Origin of the sequence: Flavobacterium arabinosi (assembly GCF_048158725.1) — a bacterium.
In the GTDB taxonomy this organism is placed as follows: Bacteria; Bacteroidota; Bacteroidia; order Flavobacteriales; family Flavobacteriaceae; genus Flavobacterium; species Flavobacterium arabinosi.
The window spans coordinates 59,056-82,889 of sequence record NZ_JBLNKX010000004.1 but is presented as its reverse complement, the minus strand read 5'-3'; the positions used below and the strand labels follow the sequence as shown (position 1 = coordinate 82,889).

Here is a 23,834-nt window from a genome sequence, read left to right as displayed (position 1 = left end):
AAAGATAATGAATGTTTAACTAAAATCTAATAATGTTAAACAAAAATTAATGTTAATGTTTATGTGGCTCAAAATGATTAGATTTGTTTTGTTATGAAAAAAAATATATTAATAAGCGGAGGTTCAGGATTTATCGGTAAGCACTTAACTGATTTATTAATTGAGAAAGGATTCTCAGTTTCTATATTGAGTCGAAGTGATAAAAAAAACACAACCGATATTTCTTATTTTAAATGGGATGTTTCCAATCAAACGATTGATGAAGCGTCAGTACTAAATGCGGATTACGTAATCCATTTAGCGGGTGAAAATATCGCTGAAAAAAGATGGACTGCTAAACGTAAATTAGCTATTGTTGACAGTAGAGAAAAGTCAACACAATTGATTTATTCTGTTTTGAAGAAAAACAATAAAAAACTGGATGCCTTTATTTCTGCTTCTGCAGTTGGGATTTATGGCGCTGTGAATGGTGAAGAAATCTGTACGGAAGAAACACCTTTGGCTCATGACTTTCTAGGTTCTACGTGTCAAAAATGGGAAAATGGAATAGATTTTATTGAAAACTTGCATATTCGTACGGTAAAAATCCGAACGGGATTAGTATTAGGAAAAAATGATGGTTTTTTAAAGAAACTGATTCCTATATTTAAGTATCGATTGGGTTCAGTATTAGGATCCGGAAAGCAATACATGCCGTGGATACATGTCGATGATTTGTGTCATGTATATCTTGAGGCTGTTGTAAATGAGGAAATGAATGGACCTTATAATGCAGCCGTAAATGACAATACAAACAATGCAATTTTTTCTAAAACATTGGCGCGAGTTTTGGGTTACTCGATTTGGTTGCCCAATGTACCCGAATTTGTGTTAAAATTTGCATTGGGAGAAATGTCTAAAATTGTATTATACGGACGAAGAGTGTCATCAGAAAAACTGGAAAAATTAGGATTCCAGTTTAAATACAAAAACTTGGAGGGGGCTCTTAGGAATTGTTTAACTAAATAGCTTTATTGTAAAACACAATAAAGCTGTGTATTCACGTTTTTAGATACTTTACTGCGCACGATAAAGGGAATTTCGATTTTGAAATCATCGGTATTTAATGGAAAATTAGTATTTAATTCGATTCCTTGAACTCCCTTTTTGATTGTACCCAATACTATGATTTTTTTTGATTTTCCATGCATGGTAATTTTCCCTGTAATTTGATATTCAGTTGCATTTGAGTCAATATTTTTCAGATCAAATTTCTCAATTCTGCCTTTGAAAACGGCTTTAGGATATCGATGACTCTGCATGTAATTTTCGTTAAAATGTTCCTCCATCAAACTTCTTTCAAATTGAAAATTTTTGATGATAGCAAAACAGGTTATCTCTCCAGTTTTGGTAATCAAAACGCAGGCTGTTTTTTTATTTATTGCTTTTACTTCTTCAAAGAAAGGAACTGAAGCCTCAAAATAGATGATTCCTTTATCAGTAGTCATTTTTTCTTGTGCAACAGCAGCATTAGCTATAAAAATTAGGTAAAGGAGCGTAATTTTTTTCATAATCATTTATGAATTAAACTACTTAAAGTTACGAAATTTCAAGGAAATAAGTTTACGATTAATGATAAATAATCGCATTAATATAAACTTATTGAGCCGTTTGTATAAATCTGAAATTGCATTAATTTTTGGTTTTTTAGATCTTAAATCGATTGATTTTAGTTAAAAAATAAGGCTGAAATAATCTAGTGTAACTCTAATTGTACATTGTATTTTTTAAGGCTTGCCAGCGATTCCGCAGAACTATAATCAAACTCTTCTTCGTGTAGGTCTTTTTCCTTTTTTAAGGCTATTTGTTTGATGCAATTGCAAAAACGGCGTACTTCATTAAGGTTGGATAAGATTAAACCAGGAACAAGAACGCTTTTGCCTTCTTTGTCCTTCGCAACCATAGTAAAATAGGAGGAATTGCAATGTTTTATTTTTCCTGTTTGGATATTTTCTGCTTCAACCCGAATGCCTATGATCATCGAACTGTTACCAACATAATTCACACAGGCTTTCATGGTAACCAGTTCGCCTACTTCAATTGGTTTAAGGAAATTCACGGTATCAACAGATGCTGTAACGCAATAATTGCCTGAAAATTTTGAAGCACAAGCAAATGCAATTTGATCCAGTAAAGATAAAATATAACCACCATGAATCTTTCCGCTAAAATTGGTGTGCGACGGAAGCATTAATTCTGAAATACTGATATTTGACGAAGCGACAGTTTTAAAAGTTGTATTCATAAAAATTATTTTTGATTAAAAGGGGAAGTTTCTTTTTGTACGGATGTAACAAAATATCTCGTTTCTCCCCACCAAGCAAATGTTCTGTATCGTTCTACATAAGTTAATTTTACATAATTTCCTTGTAGCCCTTTCAAATCTTCAATCACTTTTTTATCGTTGTCCAAGACAGAAAAACTAAAAATCTGAGCTCCGGAAATTCCCTGACTTAATTCGCCTTCCCATGTTTTTATCGCCATTCCTTTATGACTCAATTTTATGAGTTCACCGGAACGAATGCCTTCACTATAAGGAACGTAATAGAGAAATGCAAAATAACAAATCAAGACTAGCGTACCGATTCCTAAAATAATCCCTAAAATTCGCTTCATTTTATTTAGTTTAATAATTGATTTTCGTCTTTTTCTGCTCTGTTCAATATGCTTTCCGGAAGTGCTTTTTTCGCTTTGGCTCCCATCTTTTTCAATTTCTCCACACTTACGATTAAGTTTCCTTTTCCTTCCACCAGTTTATTCATGGCGCCGCTATATTCAATTTTGCTTTCGTCTATCTTCTTTCCAATTTTGATTAAATCACCTACAAAGCCTTCAAATTTATCATACAAAGCACCTGCTTGACGCGCAATTTCCAAAGCGTTTTCCTGTTGCTTTTGGTTGGTCCACATGCTGTCAATAGTTCGCAAAGTAGCTAATAAAGTGGCAGGCGTAACAATGACAATGTTTTTCTCGAATGCTTTATTGTATAAACTGGTATCTTCATTCAACGCCATGGCAAAAGCGGGTTCAATAGGGATAAACAACAACACGAAATCAGGGCTTTCAATTTGATATAAATCGTGGTAGTTTTTATTTCCTAATTGCTCTACGTGGCGTTTGATGGAATTGACGTGTTCTTTTAAAAATCCAATTTTCACATCGTCATCTTCCTCATTGATATATTTTTCATAAGCTGTCAAAGAAACTTTAGAATCGACAATCATTTTTTTGCCGTCAGGCAGATTAATGACAACGTCAGGAAAAACGCGATTGCCATCTTCAGTAGTGAACGCTTGTTGGACTTCATATTCACGGCCTTTCTCTAATCCTGATTTTTCAAGAACGCGTTCCAAAACCAATTCGCCCCAATTTCCCTGCATCTTGCTGTCGCCTTTCAAAGCTTTCGTCAGGTTGAGGGTTTCCTTGCTCATTTGGATATTCATTTCCCGCAAGCCCAAAATCTGTTGGCGCAAAGCCGCATGATAATCAATGCTTTCTTTGTGGGTGTCTTCGACTTTCTTTTCGAACAAATGAATTTTATCCTGCAAAGGCGTCAGGATATTCTTCATGTTTTCTTTGTTCTGTTCAGTAAATTTATTGGACTTTTCTTCTAATATTTTGTTGGCGAGATTCTCAAATTCCTTGGTAAATTTTTCTTGCAGTTTCTCGACTTCTTCTTTTTGTTCTTTGTTGCGTTCCCAAAGATTCTCGAAATCAACTTCTTTCTTAGAAAGCTGGATGGCTAAACTGTCTTTTTCGCTTCGAATGCTTTCTTTTTCAGCATTGGCGTTTTCTAATTGTTTTTCAAAAGTTGTTTTGTCAACAATAATCTGTTCTTTCAGTTGATTGAATTGGGAGGAAAATGCAATTAATTTTTCTTCTAAACTAATTTTTTCCGACTGAAACCGGGCAGAGAAAATGAGTTTACCAATGAAAATACCAATAACGAAGGCAATAATAAAAAGCAATAAGAACGGAAGCATATTTGACATAGAATTTCTTTTTGTAAGTTTGTAAAAATAAACAAAAGTTTGCTGGTTTTCTTCCGGAAATCAAAATACTATATCAAGTTTTTACAGTTTTAAAATTTGAAAAAATGGCTTCTGCTTAACAGTTCTCATGTACTGTAAGCCTTTCTTTTTTTAAACTGTATACATTGGAATTGGCAAAATAAAAAAGCCAATAGGAATTAGATTCGTATTGGCTTTTTTTAAACAAAATCAATTGTTATTCATCCAGTTTAATATTTCCCCTGTCTTCCTTATTATCAGGATGCTCATTAGGATAACGATTTGGAATGATGTCCGAGTTATGATCTTTATTTTCTACCATTTTTTTAGCTTGTTCTTCAGAAACATTTGCGGTATCAGAACTTAAATTTATAGGAGTGCTATCCTCATTTTGTTCTAAAGTTCCATCAATATTACGTGCTCTTTGAACAATTTTTTGATTTCCATGTGCATCAGTTTCTACTTCTGATTTCAAATGCGATACTTCAGGATTCGTATTTTGGGCTAGATTCTGACCGCTAAATCCTTCGTTTATATTTTGCTTATTATTTGTTTTTTTTGAACCTAAATCATTGCTTTCCATACTCTTTGATTTTAAAGCTAATACTGTTAGCTTCTATAAGATTACGCTTTTTAAACGAAGGAATTCAATCATTTAACATAGCTTTTGGTTTACACCAATAAATGTATGGCGACACTATTTTAAATCCAGCGAAAACAAAACTATCTTTGCACGCACAACTAATACACTAAAATGTCTCATTCTCATTTCATCATTCACAAGCCTTACGGGTATCTGAGTCAGTTTATTTACGAATTAAAAAGAAAAAAGAAACTGCTGGGCGAATTGCATGATTTTCCCAAAGGAACGATGGCAATAGGACGTCTTGACGAAGATTCAGAGGGATTATTGTTGTTGACCACGGACGGGATGATGAGCGAAATCATTCGAAGTAAAAAAGTCGACAAGGAATATTACGTCCAAGTCGATGGCATTATCCATCAGGAAGCCATTGAGCAACTGCAAAAAGGGGTTGAAATAGGATTCAATGGCACGAAATACATTACGAAACGGTGTAAAGCATTTTTGATAAACGAAATTCCCGCTTTTGGAACTAGAGGAAAAAAAATTCGTGATGAACGTCACGGTCCAACTTCCTGGGCTTCGATAACGGTGAATGAAGGAAAGTTTCGCCAAGTCCGAAAAATGACTGCCGCTGTTGGTTTTCCTACCTTACGCTTGGTACGTGTTCGAATAGGAAACGTACATCTCAATGATTTACAGGCAGGAGAAGTTTTGGAAGTGGAAGAGTTTCAAATAACCGAATAAACAAATAACCGATTAACCAAAAAGAAATGTTAAACATCGTTTTAGTAGAACCTGAAATCCCAAATAATACTGGAAATATTGGCCGATTGTGCGTAGGTACGGAAAGCCGTTTGCACTTAATTCACCCTTTTGGATTTGTCATTAATGATAAAAACCTGAAACGTTCCGGTTTAGATTATTGGGTACATCTTGATGTTACAGAATATCAAAATGTAGCCGAATGGAAAGCACAGATTCCTGATTTGTCTCGAGTTTTCCTAATGAGTTCCCATGCCGAAAAATCGTATTTGGAGAATGATTTTCAGGATGGAGATTGGTTGGTTTTTGGGAAAGAAAGTAAGGGTTTGAGCGAAGCTGTTTTAAACGAATTTCCCAATCATCTGACAATTCCTATGTCACCGTTAATTAGAAGTTTTAATATTGCAAATTCTGTTGCGTTTGTCATTGGTGAAGCAAAGAGACAAATAAGTAATAAACTGTAAATTGTAAAAAGTAAGACGGTTTTTGTGGTTGGAATTTTATATATTTGATTAGGTCATTCTGGATCTAATTGTGTTTTTTCTCCTTTAAAACTTACTTTTATGATTGATAAAGTTATCCTTAGAAGTACCATTTTCAAACATTTAGATGGTTTGGTTACCGCTCCGGTTGCGTATGTTTTGTTTGAAAAAGGAGTGCTATCCTATATTCTTGACAAAAAAGAAGTCACACTTGCGGAACTTACGGAACACTTTAAAGCAAATGAAGGCTATCTCAATGTGGGTTTGCGTGTTTTGTGTTCGCAAGGATTCTTGGATTATCATATCAATACTACCACAGACCATATCAAATTTAGCATAAACAATAAAAGTGCGATTGCTTTTCCAATGTTCTATCTGTATGAAGATGTTCTTGATTTATTGCATTTCACGATGCAATTTCGCACGCGATTATTAGATGATATTCCATTCGCTCGATTGGGTTTAATTTTCGATTTGTATGCAACTAATTATGGAATTTCATTTTCGAATGATACGTTGACCAATGAAATTCAACATCAGATTCTAACACATATTGAAGGTTGTTTGGTTGGACCAATATTAGTAAGACTTGGTATGAGCGGCATGTTCCATAAATATTTTATGGAGATTTCTTTCCGTCCCGAAGAATTTCATAAATCCCCCGAAAATTTCAAAATTATATTAGATTTCTTTGCAGATTTAGGTTGGTTTACCCAAAAAAAAGGCAATTATCAGTTTACGGAAAAGGGGTTGTTTTTTGCCAAAAGGGCTTCTGCTTATGGAGTGACGGTTTCTTATTTACCTACTTTTAGTAAAATGGAGGATTTGCTTTTTGGTAATCCAAATATACTCCGAACGGTGGCCGAAGGAGAGGATGAAATTCATGTTGACCGAGAAATGAATGTTTGGGGAAGCGGAGGTGCACACGACACTTATTTTAAAGTCGTAGATGAGATTATCATTAAATTATTCAATTTACCAATAGAAGATCAGCCGAAAGGAATTCTCGATATGGGTTGTGGTAATGGAGCATTTATCGAACATATTTATACTGTAATAGAGAGACAAACGCTTCGCGGAAAAATGCTGGATGATTATCCTTTATTTCTGGTTGGTGCCGATTACAATCAGGCGGCGTTGAAAGTAACCCGAGCCAATTTAATCAAAGCCGATATTTGGGCCAAAGTAATTTGGGGAGATATTGGGCAACCCGATTTGTTAGCCAATGATTTATTGGAAAATTATAACATTGATTTAAAAGATTTACTGAATGTGAGAACCTTCTTGGATCATAACCGAATTTGGGAAATGCCAAAACATGTTACCAAAGACAGAGTAAGTCATTCAACAGGAGCATTTGCGCATAGGGGAGAGCGAATCAGTAATAGTTTAGTCGAAGATAATCTATTGGAACATTTGAATAAATGGTCTCCTTACGTTCGGAAATTTGGGTTGTTAATGATTGAATTGCATACCATTGCTCCAAATTTGACTGCTGCAAATTTAGGAAAAACGGCTGCTACGGCTTATGATGCTACGCACGGTTTTTCAGATCAATATATCGTCGAAATTCCTGTTTTGCACAAAATCGCTGCTGAAGCGGGATTGTATCCAGATGCTAATTTCTTTAGGAGATTTCCTGATTCTCCCATTGCAACAGTGAGTATAAATTTATTGAAAGGAAATGGTTAGTACGATTTTGTACTGAATAATTAAAAAGAAATAAAATGAGGAAGCATCCACTTCCTCATTTATAATTAATTTGGTGTAGCTACTCTGGGGAAAAAATCACTTAAAGTTATTTTAGTATTTCCAGTCTTAGCATCACGATAGATATTATATTTCGTTGGATAATTTCCAGCTTTTTCAAATAATTCCGGTTGCGAATAAAGGGCGCTAAAAGCTGGATTTGCTGATAAGTATTCCAGTGTAACCATTGGCTCTACAAAAACAATTTTCCCATTATAAGTGCCGTAAACCATAACTTTACTGAAAGGTAAATAGTTAAATGGTATTGGTAGCCAATGTTTTCCCATTTGTCCATATACGGCACCCTGACCAGGTGGAGTAACATAACCCAAAGGCATATAACTACCAGTAGTAATAGTAATTGGGGGATTAGTAGTAGTCATTGTAGTGGGTGGATAGATGTTAAATGCGGCATCAGCAGGACACGAACACCAATCAGGAATCGCTAAGCGCTCTTCATTAGAAATTGTATAGAAATGAAAATCGAAATGTGGAGAATTGAATTCAGTATTTGTAGGTCCTCCACCATGGCCGTGGTTTTGCCAATTAAGTCCTATGTGTTTAAAAGGGGTTAATTGCTTTGCTTTAATATGCAATGGAAGAACAATAGTTGGGCCCTCTACACCTGGCGTATCATCAGGAAGTCCAGTTAATGCTCCGGGAGTCATTTCGATACCAATTTCATACGGCAATCCTGTATCTTTTCTCACACTAATCCAGGAGCGTGCACTATCATTGCCAATCGCAACTTTAGGTCCTTTAAATACATTAAGTTTGTCAGCACTCCATTTCGCAGTAAGTGATGAGGATACATTCTGTTCTAAATCAGTATAAATCATTTCATCCTGACTACAAGAAAAAAGTAAAAATAATGACCCCAAAACGATAATTTTTTTTGGCATTGTAAACAAATTTTCCATAATTAAAATTTTAAAAGATTGTTTTTAATGATGTAGATAAGTTAAGCTTTGGGGAAAATAATAGGAATAACAAAAATACAATAAATATTATAACTGATTGATATTCAGTTTATTTTATTTTAAAATTAATTAAACCCTCTGTGTTATTTGTGTTTTGAATGGTCTTCTAACTATTGTGAAATTTATAGATAGGAAAAAGGATAGTTTTTAGATAGCAGCTATTATAAAGAAGAATTCCTGCTTTAAAATAGTACCTCTTTAATGGTATAAAATGAATTGATTTTGGAGTAAAATGGCTTAGTAACTAAACAATCATGAATTTTCCTTTTTCAGCGTCAAAAACAATATGCTCGTCTTTGAATAAGGTATTAAAACTTCCTTTTGAAATAAAATTACAAGGCTCATCTTGAAGCACTGTTTCAGGAGTCATAATGATCATTTCGTCACTCAATTGTATCGCCATATCAATGTCATGAGTAGAAAATAAAATGCATTTTCCAGTTTCATGAGTAAGCTTTTTCAAAAGTTTGAATAAGGCTACTTTGTGCAATAAATCCAAATGGGTAGTAGGTTCATCCAAAATTATTAACGGAGTATCCTGTGCCAAAGCTCGTGCAATCAATACTTTTTGCAATTGCCCGTCACTAATCTCATAATGTTTTTTTGTGGCTAAATGACTGATTTGCGTCAATGCCATGGCTTCATTAACTTTAACAATATCAATATCAGATAAAGTTCCCATCCAATTGGTGTAGGGTTGTCTTCCTAAAGCAATGAGTTCAAAAACGGTTAAATTACTTGGAGGTAATTTTTCTGTTAAAACGATGCTTAGGTTTTGCGCTAAGTCCAAAGGTTCATAATCATTGATTTTCTTTTCATTCAAGAAAACAGCACCGGAAAGCGGTTTCTGGATTCCAGTTATCGTTTTTAAAAGTGTTGATTTTCCAATGCCATTTGCCCCAATTAAAGCAATCAGTTTTCCTTTTTTTAAGGAAATAGAAATATCCGAAGCCACTACGATTTTCTCTTTTTTATGAGAATAACCAATGCTGATTTGAGACGCTTGTAAGATGATTTTGTTTTCCATTAGGCAATCATTTTTCGTTTTCTAACCAATAACCAAATCACAACTGGAGCTCCAATTATAGAAGTTACAGCATTGATTGGCAAAGTAATCTCTAGTCCGGGCAATTCTGAAATTACATCACAAACAAGCATAATCGAAGCGCCTAAAAGTAACGTACTCCAGTACAAAACCGAATGGTTACTGGTTTGAAATACTAATTTTGCTATGTGCGGAACTGCCAGTCCTACAAAGGCAATTGGACCTGCATAAGCCGTGATGCTTCCTGCTAAAATGCTTGTTGCAAAAATAATAATCAATCGCGTTTTTTTGAAATTCAAACCTAAACTGCGCGCATAATTTTCACCCAATAATAGTGCATTAAGTGGTTTTATGCTAAATAGACTTAATAATAATCCAATCGCTACACAAATTGTTAGAATTAATATAGAAGACCAAGACAAGTTGCCTAAGTTTCCCATGGACCAAAACGTGAATTTTTGTAATTGTTCAGCCGAACTAAAATACGTAAGAACACCAACTATTGCGCTGGTAAAACTGCCAAACATCAATCCCACAATTAAGATGGCCATTGTATCGCGTAGCCTTTGGGAAACCATCAAAACGGCGAGTAATACAACAGAACTTCCAATAGTTGAGGCTAAAACCACTCCATAAGAGGATAGCAAAATTGTACTTAAAAAAGGGGGGGGTAAGCTCGCTCCTAATATTACAAAAGCGACACCTAAACTGGCACCAGAACTCAGTCCTAAAACATAAGGTCCTGCCAATGGATTCCGAAATAAAGTTTGCATCAGCAAACCACTTATGGATAACCCCATTCCAACAAGAATTGCTGTAATGGCTTTGGGTAAACGATAATTGATGATGATATATTCCCAAGTGGATTTACTCGCTTGGCCACCAGTTAAACTAGTATAAATTTCTTTAAAAGGAATCGTGATTGAACCAAAACTAATGTTTACAAAAAACAATAGAACTAGCCCCAAAGTAAGCAAGAAAAATAGAATCGTATTTCGTTTTTGATTCGCCAATTTAATTTAGTTTTTGTGCAAAAGTAAAAGTATAATTTGGAAGCAGTTCCGGATGGAAGATTTTAATGTAATCTTTCAAGACTAAATCCGGTCTGCTTGGTGCTAATTCATAATAAATGGTTCCTCCAGTTGCACCTAATTTACTTTCAAAAGTATACACATTTTTAGATTTTGAAGCGTCAAACTGACTGTAATGCGGATTACTATTTTCGAATTCAGTACTACTTTTAAAAGAACCTGTTGCTATCCAATATTGCGCTGTTTTTGCTTTCTCTAATATCTTTTCAAAAGGTAAACTAAGACTTCCTGTTCCTGCAACATTTGCCCACAAATAATTTGCTTTGGCATCTTTCATAAATTGGGCTACCCAGCTATTTCCTCTTGCTACGTACCATTGCTCTTGATACATCGCTCCGTACAAAACGGTTGCTGTTGGTTTTTTGTTTGCAACCAATTGTATCGCGTCATTGTAATTTTTAACGATTGCATCAAAAAGCGTTTTGGCTTCTTTTTCTTTTCCAAATAAAGCACCGTAAAGCTTAATCCATTCTGCTTTGCCTAGCGGTGTTTGTTCCATCCAGTCCGCTTGAATGAGTACATTAAGACCACTTTTTTGTAAATTATCAATCATTGGATTATTATTGTCAACTCCAAAAGTTACAATTAAGTTAGGCGCCAATTCAATGAGCTGCTCCATGTTTAATTTTTCATTTTGTCCTATATTTTTAACAGCGCCTGCGTCAATTAGTTTTCTGGTTTTTTCAGAAGAAACATAATCGGTATGGGGGAAACCCACCAGTGATTTTTCAACTCCCAGCATTTCCAAAAAAGGAATATTGGTCGTTGAGGTAACGACGATTGATTCTAAAGGAACTGAAATTGTGGTGTATTTTTGTAGGCTATCAGGAATGCTGCCGTTTTTTTCTTTTAATATATAAGTGAAATTTTTATTGGCTTCAGGCCAAGGATTTGAAACCGTCACTATTGAATATCCTTCGTAGGTGGTAATAGAAAGTCCCGAGGCATATTCGATTGCATTTTTTGAATTTGTGGGTTCTTTTACGTTTCCGTTTTCGCTTTTTTTACATCCAACGAAAATTGAAAAAGAGAAAACAAAAAGGATTAATTTAAAGGTGAATTTCATGATTTAATTTTTCGATAGCGACAAAGGTATACCAAATTTATAAAATTTCTTGTTTATTTTTAGCAGTAAAAAATTCAACAAATAGTATCTTTACGAAATGAATAGCATTAAAGTCAAAAACTGTTCTACTTGCGGAACTCCTTTTAATTGTGGGGACACACCTGAAGGAAGTAAATGCTGGTGCAACAATTTTCCGCCCATTTTTACTCCCTCCGAAGTGGTGGATTGCTTGTGTTCCAATTGTTTTACAACTGCTTGCTCCGCTAAAATTGAGGAATATGTTGCGACACTATCTTCTGAAACGGCAATGGATAATAAGGCCAAATATTTACCCCAAACGACAAATCTCATAGAAGGAATCGACTATTATTTAGAAAAAGGGAATTATGTTTTCAAGGCTTGGTTTCATCTAAAAAGAGGTCATTGTTGTGCCAATGGATGTCGACATTGTCCGTATAAATAATTATAAATTGTAAATTATCAATGATGAAAGATAATATAGTAAAAACCAAGAGTTTTGATTTTGCTGTACGAATAGTTAGATTATATCAATATCTATGTTGTGATAAAAAAGAGTTTGTGCTTTCAAAACAGTTATTAAGATCTGGGACAAGTATTGGAGCAATGATTCGCGAAGCAGAACATGCAGAGAGTAAGCAAGATTTTATTCACAAGTTTGCGATTGCACAAAAAGAAGCTAATGAGGTTGTTTATTGGTTAGAATTATTAAAAGCTACGGATTATTTAAATGAGAAAGAATATGAAAATATAAATAACGATGCAATATCAATATTAAAACTTATAACAAGTATTATTAAAACGACTAAAGCAAAAGTTGATACCAAGAAATAAGTTATTCAATTAGCATAAAAGATGTTATTACAATTTACAATTAATAATTTACAATTAGAATGATATATTTAATCACTGGCGGCGAACGCTCCGGTAAAAGTAGTTATGCCGAAAATTTAGCAAAAGGATTGTCGGATAAACCAATGTATGTGGCCACAGCGCGAAAATGGGATGATGATTTCCAAAAGAGAATCGATCGTCATCAAAAAGATCGGGACGAACGATGGATTAATATCGAAAAAGAAAAACACTTGAGCGAAATTGATTTTTCGGAAAAAGTAGCTATTGTCGATTGTGTTACTCTTTGGTTAACGAACTTTTTTGTGGATACTAAAAATGATGTTTCCTTGTGTTTAGAACAAGCTAAAGCCGAATTTGATGCTATTGCCAATCAAGAAAATGCGACTATTATTATTGTAACCAATGAAATAGGGATGGGCGTTCATGCCGAAACTCATATTGGTAGAAAATTCACTGAACTTCAAGGTTGGATGAATCAATATATAGCTAAAAATTCCGATAAAGTAGTGCTTATGGTTTCTGGAATTCCTGTAACAATAAAAGAAAAGAAATGAATTTTGTGACTTCTTGGAGTGGCGGAAAAGACAGTTGTTATGCAATGATGCAAGCAATTCAGCAAGGATTTATTTCAAAAGTGTTACTCAATATGATGAATGAAAACGGCAAAGTATCCCGTTCTCATGGATTGCCATTGTCTATATTGAATCAGCAAGCCCAAAAAATGGGATTGCCTCTGGAAGGAATTCCCGCAACTTGGGGTGATTATGAAGCTAAGTTTATTGCAGTTTTGAAAATGCTAAAAGCCAAATATGATTTGGAAGCAGCCGTTTTTGGTGATATTGATTTGCAACCGCATAAAGATTGGGAAGACAAAGTATGTGCCGAAGCATCGCTAAAAGCAATTTTACCTTTGTGGCAACAAGACCGAATCGTTTTGGTAAACCAAATGCTTGAAAACGGAATTGTAACGATGATTGTTTCTTGCAATACAATGATGGGAGAACATTATTTGGGTAAAATTTTGACCAAAGAATTAGCACAAGAATTACATGAAAAAGGAATAGATCCTTGTGGTGAAAACGGGGAATTTCATACTTTGGTAATTAATTGTCCCTTGTTTTCTAGAGCGATTGAACTGCCTGAATTCACTAGAATTACCTATGAGAATTATTGTTTCATCGTTTGGAATGAATAACTTTTCAATAACAAAAAAAACAATGGCAATATCAATATCAAAAATCAAAGCAATGTTTTTCAAATTGATTTTTGCCATTGACCTTTTAAATAAAAAAACATGACTTATTTAGATGAAATTTTAAAATCCCGTCGAGACACCCGTCATTTTACGGAGGATCAAGTACCGGATGCTGTTCTTGAAAAAGCGCTGCAAGCAGGACATTGGGCGCCTTCTGTGGGATTGACTGATGCTACAAAATACTATCTGATCAGGTCGGGTGAAATAAAGAAAGCCATTAAAGATTTGTTTTTAGATTATGATGAAAAAGCAGTTGCTTTAACTGATAACGAACAACAAAAACTAGCATACAAAGCTCTAAAGCTAGAAGCAATAGAAGAAGCACCACTGGGATTAGTGATTTGCTATGATCGTTCGGTTTTGAATAATTTTACGATTGGAACCGTTGGCAGTAATGAAGCGGTAAAGTTCAGTTCTGTTTGTGCGGCGCAAAATATTTGGCTGTCATTAACGGAACAAGGCTATTCTATGGGGTGGGTTTCCATATTGAATTACTATCAGTTCAAGCAATTATTAGGTTTGCCTGAAAACATGGAGCCATTGGGATATTTTTGTGTGGGAAAACCTGCGACTAATTATGACAATCAACCTATGTTGCAACAACTGAATTGGAAACAAAAACAAGAAATTCCATTAGTTGAGGAAATCACTGTTTTGCATGTAAGTAAGGTGGAGAAAGTATTTTTTGATATTAAAAAGGAAATGGATGCTGCTGCTTTTGCAAATGCGTTACAAAATAAAATTGATCAAAAAACCAAACCAACTGGTTCATTAGGAATTTTAGAAGTGCTTGCCAAACAAATAGGGATGGTGTTTCAAACTTTAGAGCCTAAAATTACAAAACCCAATATGGTTGTTTTTGCTGCTGATCACGGAATTGCAAATCACGGTGTAAGTGCCTATCCGCAAGATGTAACCAGACAAATGGTGAATAATTTTTTGATAGGCGGCGCAGCAATCAACGTGTTTTGTAAACAAAATAAGATTCAATTAGCTATTGTAGATGCGGGCGTGAATTATGATTTTCCTATGAATACGGATTTGATTTCGGCTAAAATAGGGAAAGGAACGCACTCCTTTTTACAAGGACCTGCCATGAGTAAAACAGAAATTGAATTGTGTTTTATTAAAGGAAGCGAAATTATTGCCACTATTGCAAAAACGGGCAGTAATTGCATTGGCTTTGGTGAAATGGGTATTGGAAATACAGCTACAGCTTCGGTTTTAATGAGTATTATTTTAGAATTACCAATTCAAGAATGCGTGGGAAAAGGAACTGGAATAAATGAGGAACAGTTGATTCAAAAAATTAATATCCTTAAAAAATGCCTTGATAATTATGATGGTTCAGATGATTTAGACAGCAAATTAGCCTATTTCGGCGGATTTGAAATCATGCAAATGGTAGGTGGAATGCTTCAGGCAAAGGAAGCCAATATGTTGATTCTAGTTGATGGTTTTATTTGTAGTGTTGCTTTTTTAATTGCCTTTAAAAAGAATCCATCCATTACTAAAAATGCTGTTTTTTGCCATTCTTCTGCGGAGCAAGGACACCAAAAAATATTAGATTATCTAGGAGTTCGTTCTTTGTTGCAACTTGATTTGCGATTGGGCGAAGGCACGGGTTGCGCCATTGCTTTTCCTATAATTGAGTCGGCTGTAGCTTTCTTGAATGAGATGGCGAGTTTTGAATCAGCGGGGGTCAGTGGTCGATAAACGGTAGAGACTTACGAATGTAGAGACGCACTGAAGTACGTCTCTACGTGATAAATAAAATCAAAAAATAATTCCAAAAATGAAAAAAGAACTCCATATATTTTTTACAGCATTAATGTTTTATACTAGGATTCCGTGTCCTAAAAACATCGATCATAATCCAGATTATTTAAATAAAGCGTCCCGTTATTTTCCAGTAATTGGTTGGATTGTAGGGAGTGTGGCTTTTGGGGTATATTGTGTTTTTAATTATTTAGTTGCTCCTGAAATTGCAGTAATCTTCTCTATGATTGCTTCGGTTTTAGTGACGGGAGCTTTTCATGAAGATGGTTTTGCTGATGTTTGCGATGGTTTTGGTGGCGGTTGGACTAAAGAAAAAATCCTGATAATTATGAAAGACAGCGCCATTGGAGCTTATGGAGCAATTGGTTTAGTGCTGTTGTTAGTGCTTAAATTTCAAGGGTTGACTCAATTAATTGAAGTCTCGGATAATTCTAAATTTATAATTTATAATCCACAATGTGTAATTCTATTACTTCTTGTTACAGCGCATTCCATCAGTCGATTGGCGGCAATTTCAATTGTTTTTACCCATCAATATTCTCGTGAAGATGCTTCAAGCAAAAGCAAACCTATCGCACAAAGTTATTCTTGGAGAGAAGTGGTAGGAGCTTTCTTTTTTGGATTATTTCCATTAGTTATTTTGTCCTATTTTCAGTGGCAAATGCTGTTGGTTTTAATCCCAGTTTTTCTGACTCGATTTTTTTTGGCGCGTTATTTTCAGAAATGGATTGACGGGTATACCGGGGATTGTTTGGGTGCGACCCAACAGGTTTGTGAAGTGGTTTTTTATATATCAGTTATTGCATTATGGAAGTTTATTTAGTACGTCACACGGAAACTGTTTGCGAAAAAGGAATTTGTTACGGACAATCGGATGTGAAAATAATGGAACCTTATGATGCTGTTTTCCAGTCTATTTTGAGTCAATTGCCTCAAGACGCAAGGTTGTATTCCAGTCCTTTGCTGCGATGTGTTCTTTTGGCCAATTATATCAAAGACAATTCAAAAATTGCTTCTATTAACGAAGATTCCCGCTTGATGGAAATGAATTTTGGCGATTGGGAAATGAAAAATTGGGATGTAATTCCACCGGATGATTTTACACCTTGGATGACTGATTTTGTAAATGTTCGCGTGCCCAATGGAGAATCATTTACGGATTTGCATGATCGAGTAATTGGTTTTATAAATAATGAACTTCAAACAACCAATTCAAAACCAGTAATTATTGTGGCACATGCGGGAGTTATCCGAAGTTTTTTATGTAAAATTTCGAATTTACCTTTAAAAGACGCTTTTCAGAATAAAGTAGATTTTGGAGCTGTAATTAAAATTGAATTATAAAATTCGCAATTATTTAGGTTATTAACTTAATATAATTTTATCTTTGCCGCCGTATTGAGGTTGAGGTTTGTTTTTTCAAACCACATTAAAAGGGAATCAGGTGAAAGATTTCAAGTTTTAGATTTCAGATTTTAGGTTTAAAACCTAAATCATGAATTCTAACTTAAATCATAAATCCTGAGCTGTACCCGCAACTGTAAGCTATCAAGCTTGTTGTTATCTACAAAACCACTGAGTTAGCTGAATTTATTTCAGTTTCTTGGGAAGGTAAACAACAAGACGCAAGCCAGGAGACCTGCCTATTACATCGAGTATCAAACTTTCGGGAAAAAAGGTTTGGGTATGGGTCATTCTGTGCTTTTCTCCCAATTTATTAAATTTTACATTTTTAAAATGAACAAAAAATTCATTCGCTTTAGTGCGATTGCATTGTTATTTGCAATGAACACTTATGCACAACAACAACAAGAGCCAAAACAACTTGATGAGGTTGTTGTTTCCGATTCGAAATTTGCTTTGTCAAAAGAAAAATCAGGAAAAGTTATCGTCAAAATTACTGCCGAAGATTTAAAGAAAAAATCAGGACTATCAGTAGCTTCTATTTTAAGTACGGTTGCAGGTGTTGAAATTAATGGAAATCAGAGTCGCAATGGGAAAGACTTGGGGCTTTACATTCGTGGAGGAAGAAATCATCAGGTTTTAATCTTAATTGATGGCGTTCCGGTAACAGATGCTTCCGGGATTAGCTTATCGTATGATTTGAGATTGCTTCCAGTGGAGCAAATTGAAAGTATTGAGATTATGAAAGGTGCTTCAAGTACTTTATACGGTTCTGGAGCAGCGACTGGTGTGATTAATATTACACTAAAAAAAGCAGGCAAGAAAGCTATTGCCGGAAATGCATATATGAATATTGGTACACAAACAGTTGCTAAAAAAGCAAATTATAATGTACAAGATTACAATCAGGGATTTGCTGTAAACGGAGGTTTTGAAAAAGTAAATTACTTTGCTTCTTTAAACAGTACTGAAACTACAGGGATTTCTGAAGCAAAGCCATTAAATTCAAATACTAAATTTGAGAACGATGATTTTTCAAGAGTAAATTCTGTAGTGAAAATTGGTTTTACACCAACTAAAAAATTATCGTTGAATTTCTTTGCTAATTATGATCGAATGAAAAATGATTTTGATGCAGGTTCGTTTGCAGATGATCTTAAAAACTTCAGTCTTTCGGAGCAATTTAGAGTTGGTTTTTCTCCAAAATATAAATACAATAAAGGAGAATTGGTAATTAATACTAGTGCAAACGTAATCAACCGTGATATCTTTAGCTATGGATCTCTATTCCAAGCGAAGTCAAGAAGTGTCAATGTGGATGCCTTTAATAAATACGAAATCTCAACTCAGTTATTTTTGGTTACAGGTGCACAATTTCAGTTCCACGAAATGTCAAACATAAGCGAGTATGATGTTATTACCACTGAGGTGGCAAAATTCAATATGATTGATCCTTATGTTACTGCGGTTTATAATTCTGGTTTTGGATTAAACTTAAATGCCGGAGCACGGTATAATATGCATAGTAAATACGGGAATAATTTAGTTTATAATATTAATCCATCGTATAGTTTTTCAGAATCATTAAAAGTGTTGGCTTCTTATAGTACAGCATTTGTTGCTCCAAGTTTGTACCAATTGTACTCTCCGTATGGTGATTTGAATTTATCTCCTGAAAAAGATGCCACTGCGGAAGCTGGTTTTGAAGTAAGTTTGCTAAACAAAAAAGTTGTTTTGAATGCAGTTGCTTTTCAAAGGGAAGAAAAAGATGCAATCGGGTTTGATTTGATGACGTATAAATACTTCAATGTTAATGGCAAAAATAAAGCAAAAGGTATTGAAACAATGATTTCGTATGCTTTTAATGATAACATAAAATTCAATGCAAATTATACATTCACTGAATTAGAAAGACAATCTCGTATTCTAAATCCAAAACACAAAGTAAATGCGGCTCTTGATGTGCAAGCAACTCCTCGTTTAGCTTTTAATGTGGCGTATCAGTTTGTGTCTGATAGATATTTAGAGTATACCACTTATCCAGCTCCAACATATGATGCTGTTTTAAACTCCGAAATTTTGAAAGACTATCAATTAGTAAATGCTACTATTCGTTATGAATTAATCAAAAATAGATTAAACATTTTTGGTGCTGTTGATAATATTCTGGATAAAGATTTTGTTGAAAGCAGAGGATTTAGTACTAGAGGAAGAAATTTTAAATTAGGTTTGAATCTCTTATTCTAAAAAATAAAGAAAAATTATTTTAGTTTTAGTCTTAATTCCCGTTCCTTAATTTGGAACGGGTTTTTTGTTTTTATTTCATTTCCGAAATGAATTCTGAGATGGATTTAGCAATTTTGTTTTGTTCCTTATCATCAATCAAGTATTTTTTGTCATTTTCATTGGTTAAATAACCAAGTTCCACAATCACTGCTGGTACTTCTGATCTTTTAAGAATGTAGAAAGGACCTGTTTTTATACCTGTTATTTTTAAATTTGTATCTTTTGAAAATTTGTCATGCAGTCTTCCGGCAATTTCATTTGATTTTTCAAAAAACTCAGTTTCTTTTGCTACATAAAATTCTAAGCCAGATGTTTTATTATTTAAGCTTGAATTTACATGTAAAGATAAAACCAAATCAGGTTTGAGTTTGTTAATAAAATCAGTTCTTTCTTCATAAGATAAAAACGTATCATCGGATCTTGTAAGATGAATCACAACATTGCTGTTTAAAGACTTAATTTTGTTAGTGACTTGTTCTACAATTTTCTTTTCGGTAATAGAATTAGAGATGACTCCATAATCATCACCACCATGACTTGCATCAATAACTATATTTATTTTTTTTGGCTCTAATGGTTTAGAACTAATAAACGAAAAAGAAACAATTGGGATTAAGAACAAGAATGCTTTAGTTGTGTTTTTCATTATGATTTATATTTAAAATACTGATTATTAGATATTAACTTGAAAAACATCGTTTTATTATATTTAGCTTTTTTATTTATTTCAAAGCTTTCAAAAGACCTTCGGGTGCTTTCTCAAGGTACATTTGGTTTTGCAGTCCATTTATAGATTTTGCGTCCTTAAAATATTCAAAACCTTTCTCTGGGTTTTGTTTCAGCATTTTAGCTGTTCCGGTGATTTTCCCAATCGCAGTACTCAATAAAGGCTCTGTGGTATCGCCAAGAACTCCATAAGTACTCACAGTTTCTTTTAACAAGTAATTCGGTTGTAATCCATTAAAGTAATCACCAAAACCAACCGAATTTACTATTTTTAATACAATAGGCTGCATCGCATACCTGTGATTGGGGTTTCTGTTTTCTTTGCCAAAAGTAGGGGAATCATATAAGGTAACGGATCCAACATTTTTTCCGGTGGTCACATCACCAATTTGTACAACAGTAATGTGAGGCTTTAGACCGTTAATCACCAATTCACTTGCTGATGCAGTACTATGAGTAGTCAATATATAAACTTTAGTCAAGTTTAGACTATTGATGGCTGTCGTCCCAATTTTGTCAGTGAAGTTGTTTTTTAATGATTCAGGACTATTCGTTTCAAAATAGCTATTGATTTTGGCATTCCATTGTTGTTTTGCGAATACCTGCCCCGTAAATTGTCCCGTTATCATACTTGCCAATCGTGTTGCTGTAAGAACAGAACCACCGCCATTGTAACGTAGATCTAAAACCAAATCAGTTATTCCTTGTGATTTTAGAGAAGCAAAAGTATCATTCAATTGCGTATCATAATCCGCATAAAAACCATTGTACATTAAATATCCTATTTTATGGGAACCGGACGTTATTACTTTGTTGATTAAAATTGGATTTTCGGATAAGACTGTTTTTGTCAATGCTACCGATTTTCCATTGGAAACAACTGTAGTGCCATTGTAGTCCGCCATATTTAAGGTGTAACTATCAGCGGCTAATAGCGCTTGGTAATTGCTTATGGTAAGTTGTGTTCCGTTTATTGCTGTAAAAAAATCGCCGCGCTTGATGTTTTTTGTAGAAGCATCTGAATTTGCAATAATATAACGAACATATCCAAATATTTCGGTAGAGCTTCCAGGTTTATAACTTAAACCAAAATCGATACCGTCATTTTTTGTGGTACCTTGAAGTGCTCCTTCGAGTTCTAAATAATCATCTACAATCCAACTGAATCTATCAATGGTTTTGTCGACTCTCAAGGCATCAAATAAATTTTCAGGAACTGGATATCCTTTCAAAAAAGCATTTAATTCTATTTGATTTGCAAATCGGTCATCAGCTAAGTTAGGTACGTCAGCTTGCCATAAATAGTATTGATTTAATCCTTTCCAGATAAAATCTTGAATGTCTAAGTTTACAGGTGCGGCTACATCGTCATTATCTTGACAGCTTTGGAAAGTAAAAACAGATAAAAGTAATAAAAGCGAAAGTAGGTATGTTTTTTTCATGTTTTGGGATGCAATATCTTTTATAAACGTAAAAATACTAACTTTAGTTTTTATTTTATATTTTTTTTGTAACAAAAAGGAATATGAATCGTCTTGATTGTATAACCGACTTAATAAATACTCTTTATGAATCAAAATGAGTTTGTGCAGCTAATCTCACCATTCAAGGACAAAGTCTTTCGGCTGGCTAAGCGACTGCTCATAAGTACTGAAGAGGCGGAAGATGCGACTCAGGAAGTTTGGGTTAAATTATGGAGTAAAAATAAAAATTTAGATGGCTTTAATAATGTCGAAGCTTTTACAATGACAATGACAAAAAATTATTGTTTGGATCAGTTGAAATCCAAAAGAGCGGAAAATATCAAAATCGTTCATAATAATTTTACCGATAGCCAGCAAAGTTTAGATAAAAAAGTAGAAGACATCGACAGTTTGAACTGGGTTGAAAAAATAATAAACCAGTTGCCGGAACAACAACGATTGTTAATACAAATGCGGGACATAGAACAATATGAATTTGCAGTAATCGCGGAAATAACAGATATGAATGAAACTGCCATTCGAGTAGCACTTTCAAGAGCCAGGAAAACGATAAGAGAAAGCATGACAAAAACACACCGCTATGGAATTAAATAAAATAGAAATAATTTTAGAAAAATACTTTCAGGGAGAAACCAGTATTGCCGAAGAAAATGAATTACGTAATTATTTTTCTTCGCTGGATGTTGCGCAGCATTTAGAACAATACAAGCCTATGTTTGGTTATTTTCCGCTCGCAAAAAAGCAAATGTTGAAGCAAGAAATTCCATTACTCCAGATCCCGAAGTTTCGGGACGGGGATAAGAAACGTTATGCAGCATGGCTATCTATTGCGGCTTCGGTAGTTGTTTTGCTTGGAATTGGGATGTATGTGTTTTATAATTATGATAATGCAAATGAGAAACAGGATTTGGGAACGTATGATGATCCTGAAGTTGCTCTTAAAGAAACTCAAAAAGCATTGGCATTATTATCGAATCATGTAAACGTTGGCATAGAAAGTGTATATTACATTAAAGAATACCAAGATTCAAAAGAATTAATTTTTAAACAATAATAAATATAAAAAAATGAAGAAGTTTTTAATAACAGTAGTAGCAGTATTAGTTTCAAGTCCATTTTTCGCGCAAGCGGCCTTCGATAAATTCGACGGACAAGATGGTGTTACCTCAATCATTGTAAACAAAAAAATGTTTGACTTGATGAGTAAAGTAAAAGTGGATGCTTCCGACAGAGAAACGCAGCAATATCTGAGTTTGATAAAAAAATTAGACAATCTAAAAGTCTTTACTACTAAAAGTGCCAGAGTAGAAGGCGAAATGAAAGTTGCCGCTGATAAATACATCAAAACAGCTGGTCTTGAAGAATTGATGCGTGTAAATGACAGCGGAAAAAACATCAAAATTTTAGTAAAATCAGGAGTCAAAGATTCTCAAATTAGAGAGTTACTGATGTTTATTGAGGGTGCTAAAAATGACGATACGGTTTTAATGTCCTTAACTGGGGATTTTGATTTGAGTGAGATTTCTATTCTTACGGACAAAATGAGAATTCCTGGAGGTGATGATTTGAAGAGAGCAACAAAAGGTAAAAAGTAAAATGAAAGCTGTTTATAGTATTGCACTGCTTTTTAGCTTGTTTTTGTTCAGTTGCAATTCAGAACCAACATTGCAGAAGTACTTTGTTGAAAATACAGAAAACAAAAATTTTGTAGTATTAGATGTCTCCCCGGAGATATTGAATGTGAATAAAACAAAATTGACATTGGAACAAAAAACAGCTTTGCAATCTTTTGATAAGATGAATGTTTTGGCTTTCAAATTAAATGATAAAAACAAAGCGGAATTTGAAATTGAACGCGCTAAGGTTAATTTGATTTTAAAAGACAAAAAGTACCAGCAACTAATGAAGTTTAGTTCTGGAAAAGAAGGTGCTTCGGTAAGTTACGTAGGTTCAGATGAGCATATTGAGGAGTTTGTACTTTTCGCCAACAGAAAAGAAAATGGCTTTGCTGTTGTTCGTGTTTTAGGAAAAGATATGAATCCTACGAATATCATGACCATGATGAGCGTGTTGCAAAAATCAAATATTGATTTAGAACAACTTAAACCTTTGCAGCAATTAATGAAATAAAGGTATTCTTAAACAATAAAAAAAGCGTTTTGATAGTATGTCAAGACGCTTTTTTATATTTTAAATTAAGATTTTATTCTTATTAAT

General features: G+C 34.1%; 28 protein-coding genes and 1 riboswitch. Of the genes, 16 read left to right on the top strand and 12 right to left on the bottom strand.

Annotated features, from left to right (window positions below):
* Nucleotides 1-93 precede the first annotated feature (93 nt).
* Nucleotides 94-1,008 (top strand): TIGR01777 family oxidoreductase, encoded by a 915-nt coding sequence (locus ACM55K_RS09550; RefSeq protein WP_416850010.1) that lies wholly within the window; start codon nucleotides 94-96, stop codon nucleotides 1,006-1,008.
* 2 nt (nucleotides 1,009-1,010) lie between these two features.
* Here ACM55K_RS09550 and ACM55K_RS09545 read toward each other — a convergent pair whose 3' ends face one another.
* From ACM55K_RS09545 to ACM55K_RS09525, 5 genes are all read right to left on the bottom strand, one after another.
* Nucleotides 1,011-1,550 (bottom strand): YceI family protein, encoded by a 540-nt coding sequence (locus ACM55K_RS09545; protein WP_416850009.1) that lies wholly within the window; start codon nucleotides 1,548-1,550, stop codon nucleotides 1,011-1,013.
* A 185-nt stretch (nucleotides 1,551-1,735) separates the two neighbouring features.
* Nucleotides 1,736-2,284 carry an acyl-CoA thioesterase gene (locus ACM55K_RS09540; RefSeq protein WP_416850008.1) on the bottom strand — a complete coding sequence of 183 codons (549 nt, stop codon included), beginning with the start codon at nucleotides 2,282-2,284 and terminating at the stop codon, nucleotides 1,736-1,738.
* A gap of 5 nt (nucleotides 2,285-2,289) precedes the next feature.
* On the bottom strand, nucleotides 2,290-2,655 hold the full coding sequence (locus tag ACM55K_RS09535) for a 6-phosphogluconate dehydrogenase (protein WP_416850007.1): 366 nt from the start codon (nucleotides 2,653-2,655) through the stop codon (nucleotides 2,290-2,292).
* 5 nt (nucleotides 2,656-2,660) lie between these two features.
* Nucleotides 2,661-4,031: a DNA recombination protein RmuC gene (locus tag ACM55K_RS09530; RefSeq protein WP_416850006.1), complete on the bottom strand. Its 1,371-nt coding sequence runs from the start codon at nucleotides 4,029-4,031 to the stop codon at nucleotides 2,661-2,663.
* 235 nt (nucleotides 4,032-4,266) lie between these two features.
* Entirely contained in the window at nucleotides 4,267-4,632 is a 366-nt protein-coding gene (locus ACM55K_RS09525; RefSeq protein WP_416850005.1) for a hypothetical protein, read from the bottom strand.
* A 171-nt stretch (nucleotides 4,633-4,803) separates the two neighbouring features.
* On the opposite strand from ACM55K_RS09525, the gene ACM55K_RS09520 reads away from it, so the two are divergent.
* From ACM55K_RS09520 to ACM55K_RS09510, 3 genes are all read left to right on the top strand, one after another.
* The gene (locus ACM55K_RS09520; protein WP_416850004.1) at nucleotides 4,804-5,379 is read left to right on the top strand and encodes a pseudouridine synthase; all 576 of its coding nucleotides are present in this window, start codon (nucleotides 4,804-4,806) and stop codon (nucleotides 5,377-5,379) included.
* A gap of 26 nt (nucleotides 5,380-5,405) precedes the next feature.
* On the top strand, nucleotides 5,406-5,861 hold the full coding sequence (locus tag ACM55K_RS09515; protein ID WP_416850003.1) for a tRNA (cytidine(34)-2'-O)-methyltransferase: 456 nt from the start codon (nucleotides 5,406-5,408) through the stop codon (nucleotides 5,859-5,861).
* 99 nt (nucleotides 5,862-5,960) lie between these two features.
* Nucleotides 5,961-7,571 (top strand): class I SAM-dependent methyltransferase, encoded by a 1,611-nt coding sequence (locus ACM55K_RS09510; protein WP_416850002.1) that lies wholly within the window; start codon nucleotides 5,961-5,963, stop codon nucleotides 7,569-7,571.
* A 65-nt stretch (nucleotides 7,572-7,636) separates the two neighbouring features.
* Here the strand turns inward: ACM55K_RS09510 and ACM55K_RS09505 are convergent, their stop codons facing one another.
* From ACM55K_RS09505 to ACM55K_RS09485, 5 genes are all read right to left on the bottom strand, one after another.
* Nucleotides 7,637-8,548 (bottom strand): hypothetical protein, encoded by a 912-nt coding sequence (locus ACM55K_RS09505; protein WP_416850001.1) that lies wholly within the window; start codon nucleotides 8,546-8,548, stop codon nucleotides 7,637-7,639.
* A 304-nt stretch (nucleotides 8,549-8,852) separates the two neighbouring features.
* Nucleotides 8,853-9,635, bottom strand: coding sequence for an ABC transporter ATP-binding protein (locus ACM55K_RS09500; protein WP_416850000.1), 783 nt, complete (start codon nucleotides 9,633-9,635; stop codon nucleotides 8,853-8,855).
* Entirely contained in the window at nucleotides 9,635-10,666 is a 1,032-nt protein-coding gene (locus tag ACM55K_RS09495) for an iron chelate uptake ABC transporter family permease subunit (protein WP_416849999.1), read from the bottom strand. The genes ACM55K_RS09500 and ACM55K_RS09495 overlap by 1 nt, the downstream gene beginning before the upstream one ends.
* Before the next feature lies 1 nt (nucleotide 10,667).
* Nucleotides 10,668-11,810, bottom strand: coding sequence for an ABC transporter substrate-binding protein (locus tag ACM55K_RS09490; protein ID WP_416849998.1), 1,143 nt, complete (start codon nucleotides 11,808-11,810; stop codon nucleotides 10,668-10,670).
* Nucleotides 11,811-11,900: 90 nt separating this feature from the next.
* The gene (locus ACM55K_RS09485; protein WP_416850280.1) at nucleotides 11,901-12,161 is read right to left on the bottom strand and encodes a hypothetical protein; all 261 of its coding nucleotides are present in this window, start codon (nucleotides 12,159-12,161) and stop codon (nucleotides 11,901-11,903) included.
* On the opposite strand from ACM55K_RS09485, the gene ACM55K_RS09480 reads away from it, so the two are divergent.
* From ACM55K_RS09480 to ACM55K_RS09445, 8 genes are all read left to right on the top strand, one after another.
* Nucleotides 12,118-12,273: a DUF5522 domain-containing protein gene (locus ACM55K_RS09480; RefSeq protein ID WP_416850274.1), complete on the top strand. Its 156-nt coding sequence runs from the start codon at nucleotides 12,118-12,120 to the stop codon at nucleotides 12,271-12,273. The genes ACM55K_RS09485 and ACM55K_RS09480 overlap by 44 nt on opposite strands.
* Before the next feature lie 23 nt (nucleotides 12,274-12,296).
* Entirely contained in the window at nucleotides 12,297-12,662 is a 366-nt protein-coding gene (locus tag ACM55K_RS09475; RefSeq protein ID WP_416850273.1) for a four helix bundle protein, read from the top strand.
* Between the two features lie 59 nt (nucleotides 12,663-12,721).
* Entirely contained in the window at nucleotides 12,722-13,237 is a 516-nt protein-coding gene (gene cobU, locus ACM55K_RS09470) for a bifunctional adenosylcobinamide kinase/adenosylcobinamide-phosphate guanylyltransferase (RefSeq protein ID WP_416849997.1), read from the top strand.
* Nucleotides 13,234-13,878 (top strand): Dph6-related ATP pyrophosphatase, encoded by a 645-nt coding sequence (locus ACM55K_RS09465; protein ID WP_416849996.1) that lies wholly within the window; start codon nucleotides 13,234-13,236, stop codon nucleotides 13,876-13,878. The genes cobU and ACM55K_RS09465 overlap by 4 nt, the downstream gene beginning before the upstream one ends.
* Before the next feature lie 99 nt (nucleotides 13,879-13,977).
* Nucleotides 13,978-15,654 carry a nicotinate-nucleotide--dimethylbenzimidazole phosphoribosyltransferase gene (gene cobT, locus ACM55K_RS09460; RefSeq protein WP_416849995.1) on the top strand — a complete coding sequence of 559 codons (1,677 nt, stop codon included), beginning with the start codon at nucleotides 13,978-13,980 and terminating at the stop codon, nucleotides 15,652-15,654.
* 79 nt (nucleotides 15,655-15,733) lie between these two features.
* On the top strand, nucleotides 15,734-16,540 hold the full coding sequence (locus ACM55K_RS09455) for an adenosylcobinamide-GDP ribazoletransferase (RefSeq protein ID WP_416849994.1): 807 nt from the start codon (nucleotides 15,734-15,736) through the stop codon (nucleotides 16,538-16,540).
* Complete coding sequence (gene cobC / locus ACM55K_RS09450) at nucleotides 16,525-17,061, top strand: alpha-ribazole phosphatase (protein ID WP_416849993.1); 537 nt, start codon at nucleotides 16,525-16,527, stop codon at nucleotides 17,059-17,061. Before ACM55K_RS09455 ends, cobC begins: the two co-directional genes overlap by 16 nt.
* Nucleotides 17,062-17,107: 46 nt before the next feature.
* Nucleotides 17,108-17,379, top strand: a riboswitch (cobalamin riboswitch).
* 75 nt (nucleotides 17,380-17,454) lie between these two features.
* Nucleotides 17,455-19,368: a TonB-dependent receptor plug domain-containing protein gene (locus ACM55K_RS09445; RefSeq protein WP_416849992.1), complete on the top strand. Its 1,914-nt coding sequence runs from the start codon at nucleotides 17,455-17,457 to the stop codon at nucleotides 19,366-19,368.
* 70 nt (nucleotides 19,369-19,438) lie between these two features.
* Here ACM55K_RS09445 and ACM55K_RS09440 read toward each other — a convergent pair whose 3' ends face one another.
* Entirely contained in the window at nucleotides 19,439-20,053 is a 615-nt protein-coding gene (locus tag ACM55K_RS09440) for an N-acetylmuramoyl-L-alanine amidase family protein (RefSeq protein WP_416849991.1), read from the bottom strand.
* Nucleotides 20,054-20,129: 76 nt separating this feature from the next.
* Nucleotides 20,130-21,575 carry a S41 family peptidase gene (locus ACM55K_RS09435; RefSeq protein ID WP_416849990.1) on the bottom strand — a complete coding sequence of 482 codons (1,446 nt, stop codon included), beginning with the start codon at nucleotides 21,573-21,575 and terminating at the stop codon, nucleotides 20,130-20,132.
* Nucleotides 21,576-21,701: 126 nt separating this feature from the next.
* Between ACM55K_RS09435 and ACM55K_RS09430 the strand changes: the two genes are divergently transcribed.
* The 4 genes from ACM55K_RS09430 to ACM55K_RS09415 are packed head-to-tail and all read left to right on the top strand — an operon-like array spanning nucleotide 21,702 to nucleotide 23,747.
* On the top strand, nucleotides 21,702-22,211 hold the full coding sequence (locus ACM55K_RS09430; RefSeq protein ID WP_416849989.1) for an RNA polymerase sigma factor: 510 nt from the start codon (nucleotides 21,702-21,704) through the stop codon (nucleotides 22,209-22,211).
* Complete coding sequence (locus ACM55K_RS09425; RefSeq protein WP_416849988.1) at nucleotides 22,198-22,671, top strand: hypothetical protein; 474 nt, start codon at nucleotides 22,198-22,200, stop codon at nucleotides 22,669-22,671. The genes ACM55K_RS09430 and ACM55K_RS09425 overlap by 14 nt, the downstream gene beginning before the upstream one ends.
* 13 nt (nucleotides 22,672-22,684) lie before the next feature.
* A complete protein-coding gene (locus ACM55K_RS09420) occupies nucleotides 22,685-23,212 on the top strand; it encodes a DUF4252 domain-containing protein (RefSeq protein WP_416849987.1) in 528 nt (175 codons plus the stop codon).
* Nucleotide 23,213: 1 nt separating this feature from the next.
* Nucleotides 23,214-23,747: a DUF4252 domain-containing protein gene (locus ACM55K_RS09415; RefSeq protein WP_416849986.1), complete on the top strand. Its 534-nt coding sequence runs from the start codon at nucleotides 23,214-23,216 to the stop codon at nucleotides 23,745-23,747.
* Nucleotides 23,748-23,834 lie beyond the last annotated feature (87 nt).

Coding starts and splice junctions, on each gene's coding strand:
- ACM55K_RS09540 (WP_416850008.1), bottom strand. CDS start 2,284: ATGAATACAACTTTTAAAACTGTCGCTTCGTCAAATATCAGTATTTCA.
- ACM55K_RS09505 (WP_416850001.1), bottom strand. CDS start 8,548: ATGGAAAATTTGTTTACAATGCCAAAAAAAATTATCGTTTTGGGGTCA.
- ACM55K_RS09425 (WP_416849988.1), top strand. CDS start 22,198: ATGGAATTAAATAAAATAGAAATAATTTTAGAAAAATACTTTCAGGGA.
- ACM55K_RS09465 (WP_416849996.1), top strand. CDS start 13,234: ATGAATTTTGTGACTTCTTGGAGTGGCGGAAAAGACAGTTGTTATGCA.
- ACM55K_RS09500 (WP_416850000.1), bottom strand. CDS start 9,635: ATGGAAAACAAAATCATCTTACAAGCGTCTCAAATCAGCATTGGTTAT.
- ACM55K_RS09485 (WP_416850280.1), bottom strand. CDS start 12,161: ATGAGATTTGTCGTTTGGGGTAAATATTTGGCCTTATTATCCATTGCC.
- ACM55K_RS09430 (WP_416849989.1), top strand. CDS start 21,702: ATGAATCAAAATGAGTTTGTGCAGCTAATCTCACCATTCAAGGACAAA.
- ACM55K_RS09515 (WP_416850003.1), top strand. CDS start 5,406: ATGTTAAACATCGTTTTAGTAGAACCTGAAATCCCAAATAATACTGGA.
- ACM55K_RS09440 (WP_416849991.1), bottom strand. CDS start 20,053: ATGAAAAACACAACTAAAGCATTCTTGTTCTTAATCCCAATTGTTTCT.
- ACM55K_RS09520 (WP_416850004.1), top strand. CDS start 4,804: ATGTCTCATTCTCATTTCATCATTCACAAGCCTTACGGGTATCTGAGT.
- ACM55K_RS09475 (WP_416850273.1), top strand. CDS start 12,297: ATGAAAGATAATATAGTAAAAACCAAGAGTTTTGATTTTGCTGTACGA.
- ACM55K_RS09435 (WP_416849990.1), bottom strand. CDS start 21,575: ATGAAAAAAACATACCTACTTTCGCTTTTATTACTTTTATCTGTTTTT.
- ACM55K_RS09525 (WP_416850005.1), bottom strand. CDS start 4,632: ATGGAAAGCAATGATTTAGGTTCAAAAAAAACAAATAATAAGCAAAAT.
- ACM55K_RS09490 (WP_416849998.1), bottom strand. CDS start 11,810: ATGAAATTCACCTTTAAATTAATCCTTTTTGTTTTCTCTTTTTCAATT.
- cobT (WP_416849995.1), top strand. CDS start 13,978: ATGACTTATTTAGATGAAATTTTAAAATCCCGTCGAGACACCCGTCAT.
- ACM55K_RS09545 (WP_416850009.1), bottom strand. CDS start 1,550: ATGAAAAAAATTACGCTCCTTTACCTAATTTTTATAGCTAATGCTGCT.
- ACM55K_RS09420 (WP_416849987.1), top strand. CDS start 22,685: ATGAAGAAGTTTTTAATAACAGTAGTAGCAGTATTAGTTTCAAGTCCA.
- ACM55K_RS09455 (WP_416849994.1), top strand. CDS start 15,734: ATGAAAAAAGAACTCCATATATTTTTTACAGCATTAATGTTTTATACT.
- ACM55K_RS09480 (WP_416850274.1), top strand. CDS start 12,118: ATGGATAATAAGGCCAAATATTTACCCCAAACGACAAATCTCATAGAA.
- ACM55K_RS09445 (WP_416849992.1), top strand. CDS start 17,455: ATGAACAAAAAATTCATTCGCTTTAGTGCGATTGCATTGTTATTTGCA.
- ACM55K_RS09550 (WP_416850010.1), top strand. CDS start 94: ATGAAAAAAAATATATTAATAAGCGGAGGTTCAGGATTTATCGGTAAG.
- cobU (WP_416849997.1), top strand. CDS start 12,722: ATGATATATTTAATCACTGGCGGCGAACGCTCCGGTAAAAGTAGTTAT.
- ACM55K_RS09535 (WP_416850007.1), bottom strand. CDS start 2,655: ATGAAGCGAATTTTAGGGATTATTTTAGGAATCGGTACGCTAGTCTTG.
- ACM55K_RS09415 (WP_416849986.1), top strand. CDS start 23,214: ATGAAAGCTGTTTATAGTATTGCACTGCTTTTTAGCTTGTTTTTGTTC.
- cobC (WP_416849993.1), top strand. CDS start 16,525: ATGGAAGTTTATTTAGTACGTCACACGGAAACTGTTTGCGAAAAAGGA.
- ACM55K_RS09530 (WP_416850006.1), bottom strand. CDS start 4,031: ATGTCAAATATGCTTCCGTTCTTATTGCTTTTTATTATTGCCTTCGTT.
- ACM55K_RS09510 (WP_416850002.1), top strand. CDS start 5,961: ATGATTGATAAAGTTATCCTTAGAAGTACCATTTTCAAACATTTAGAT.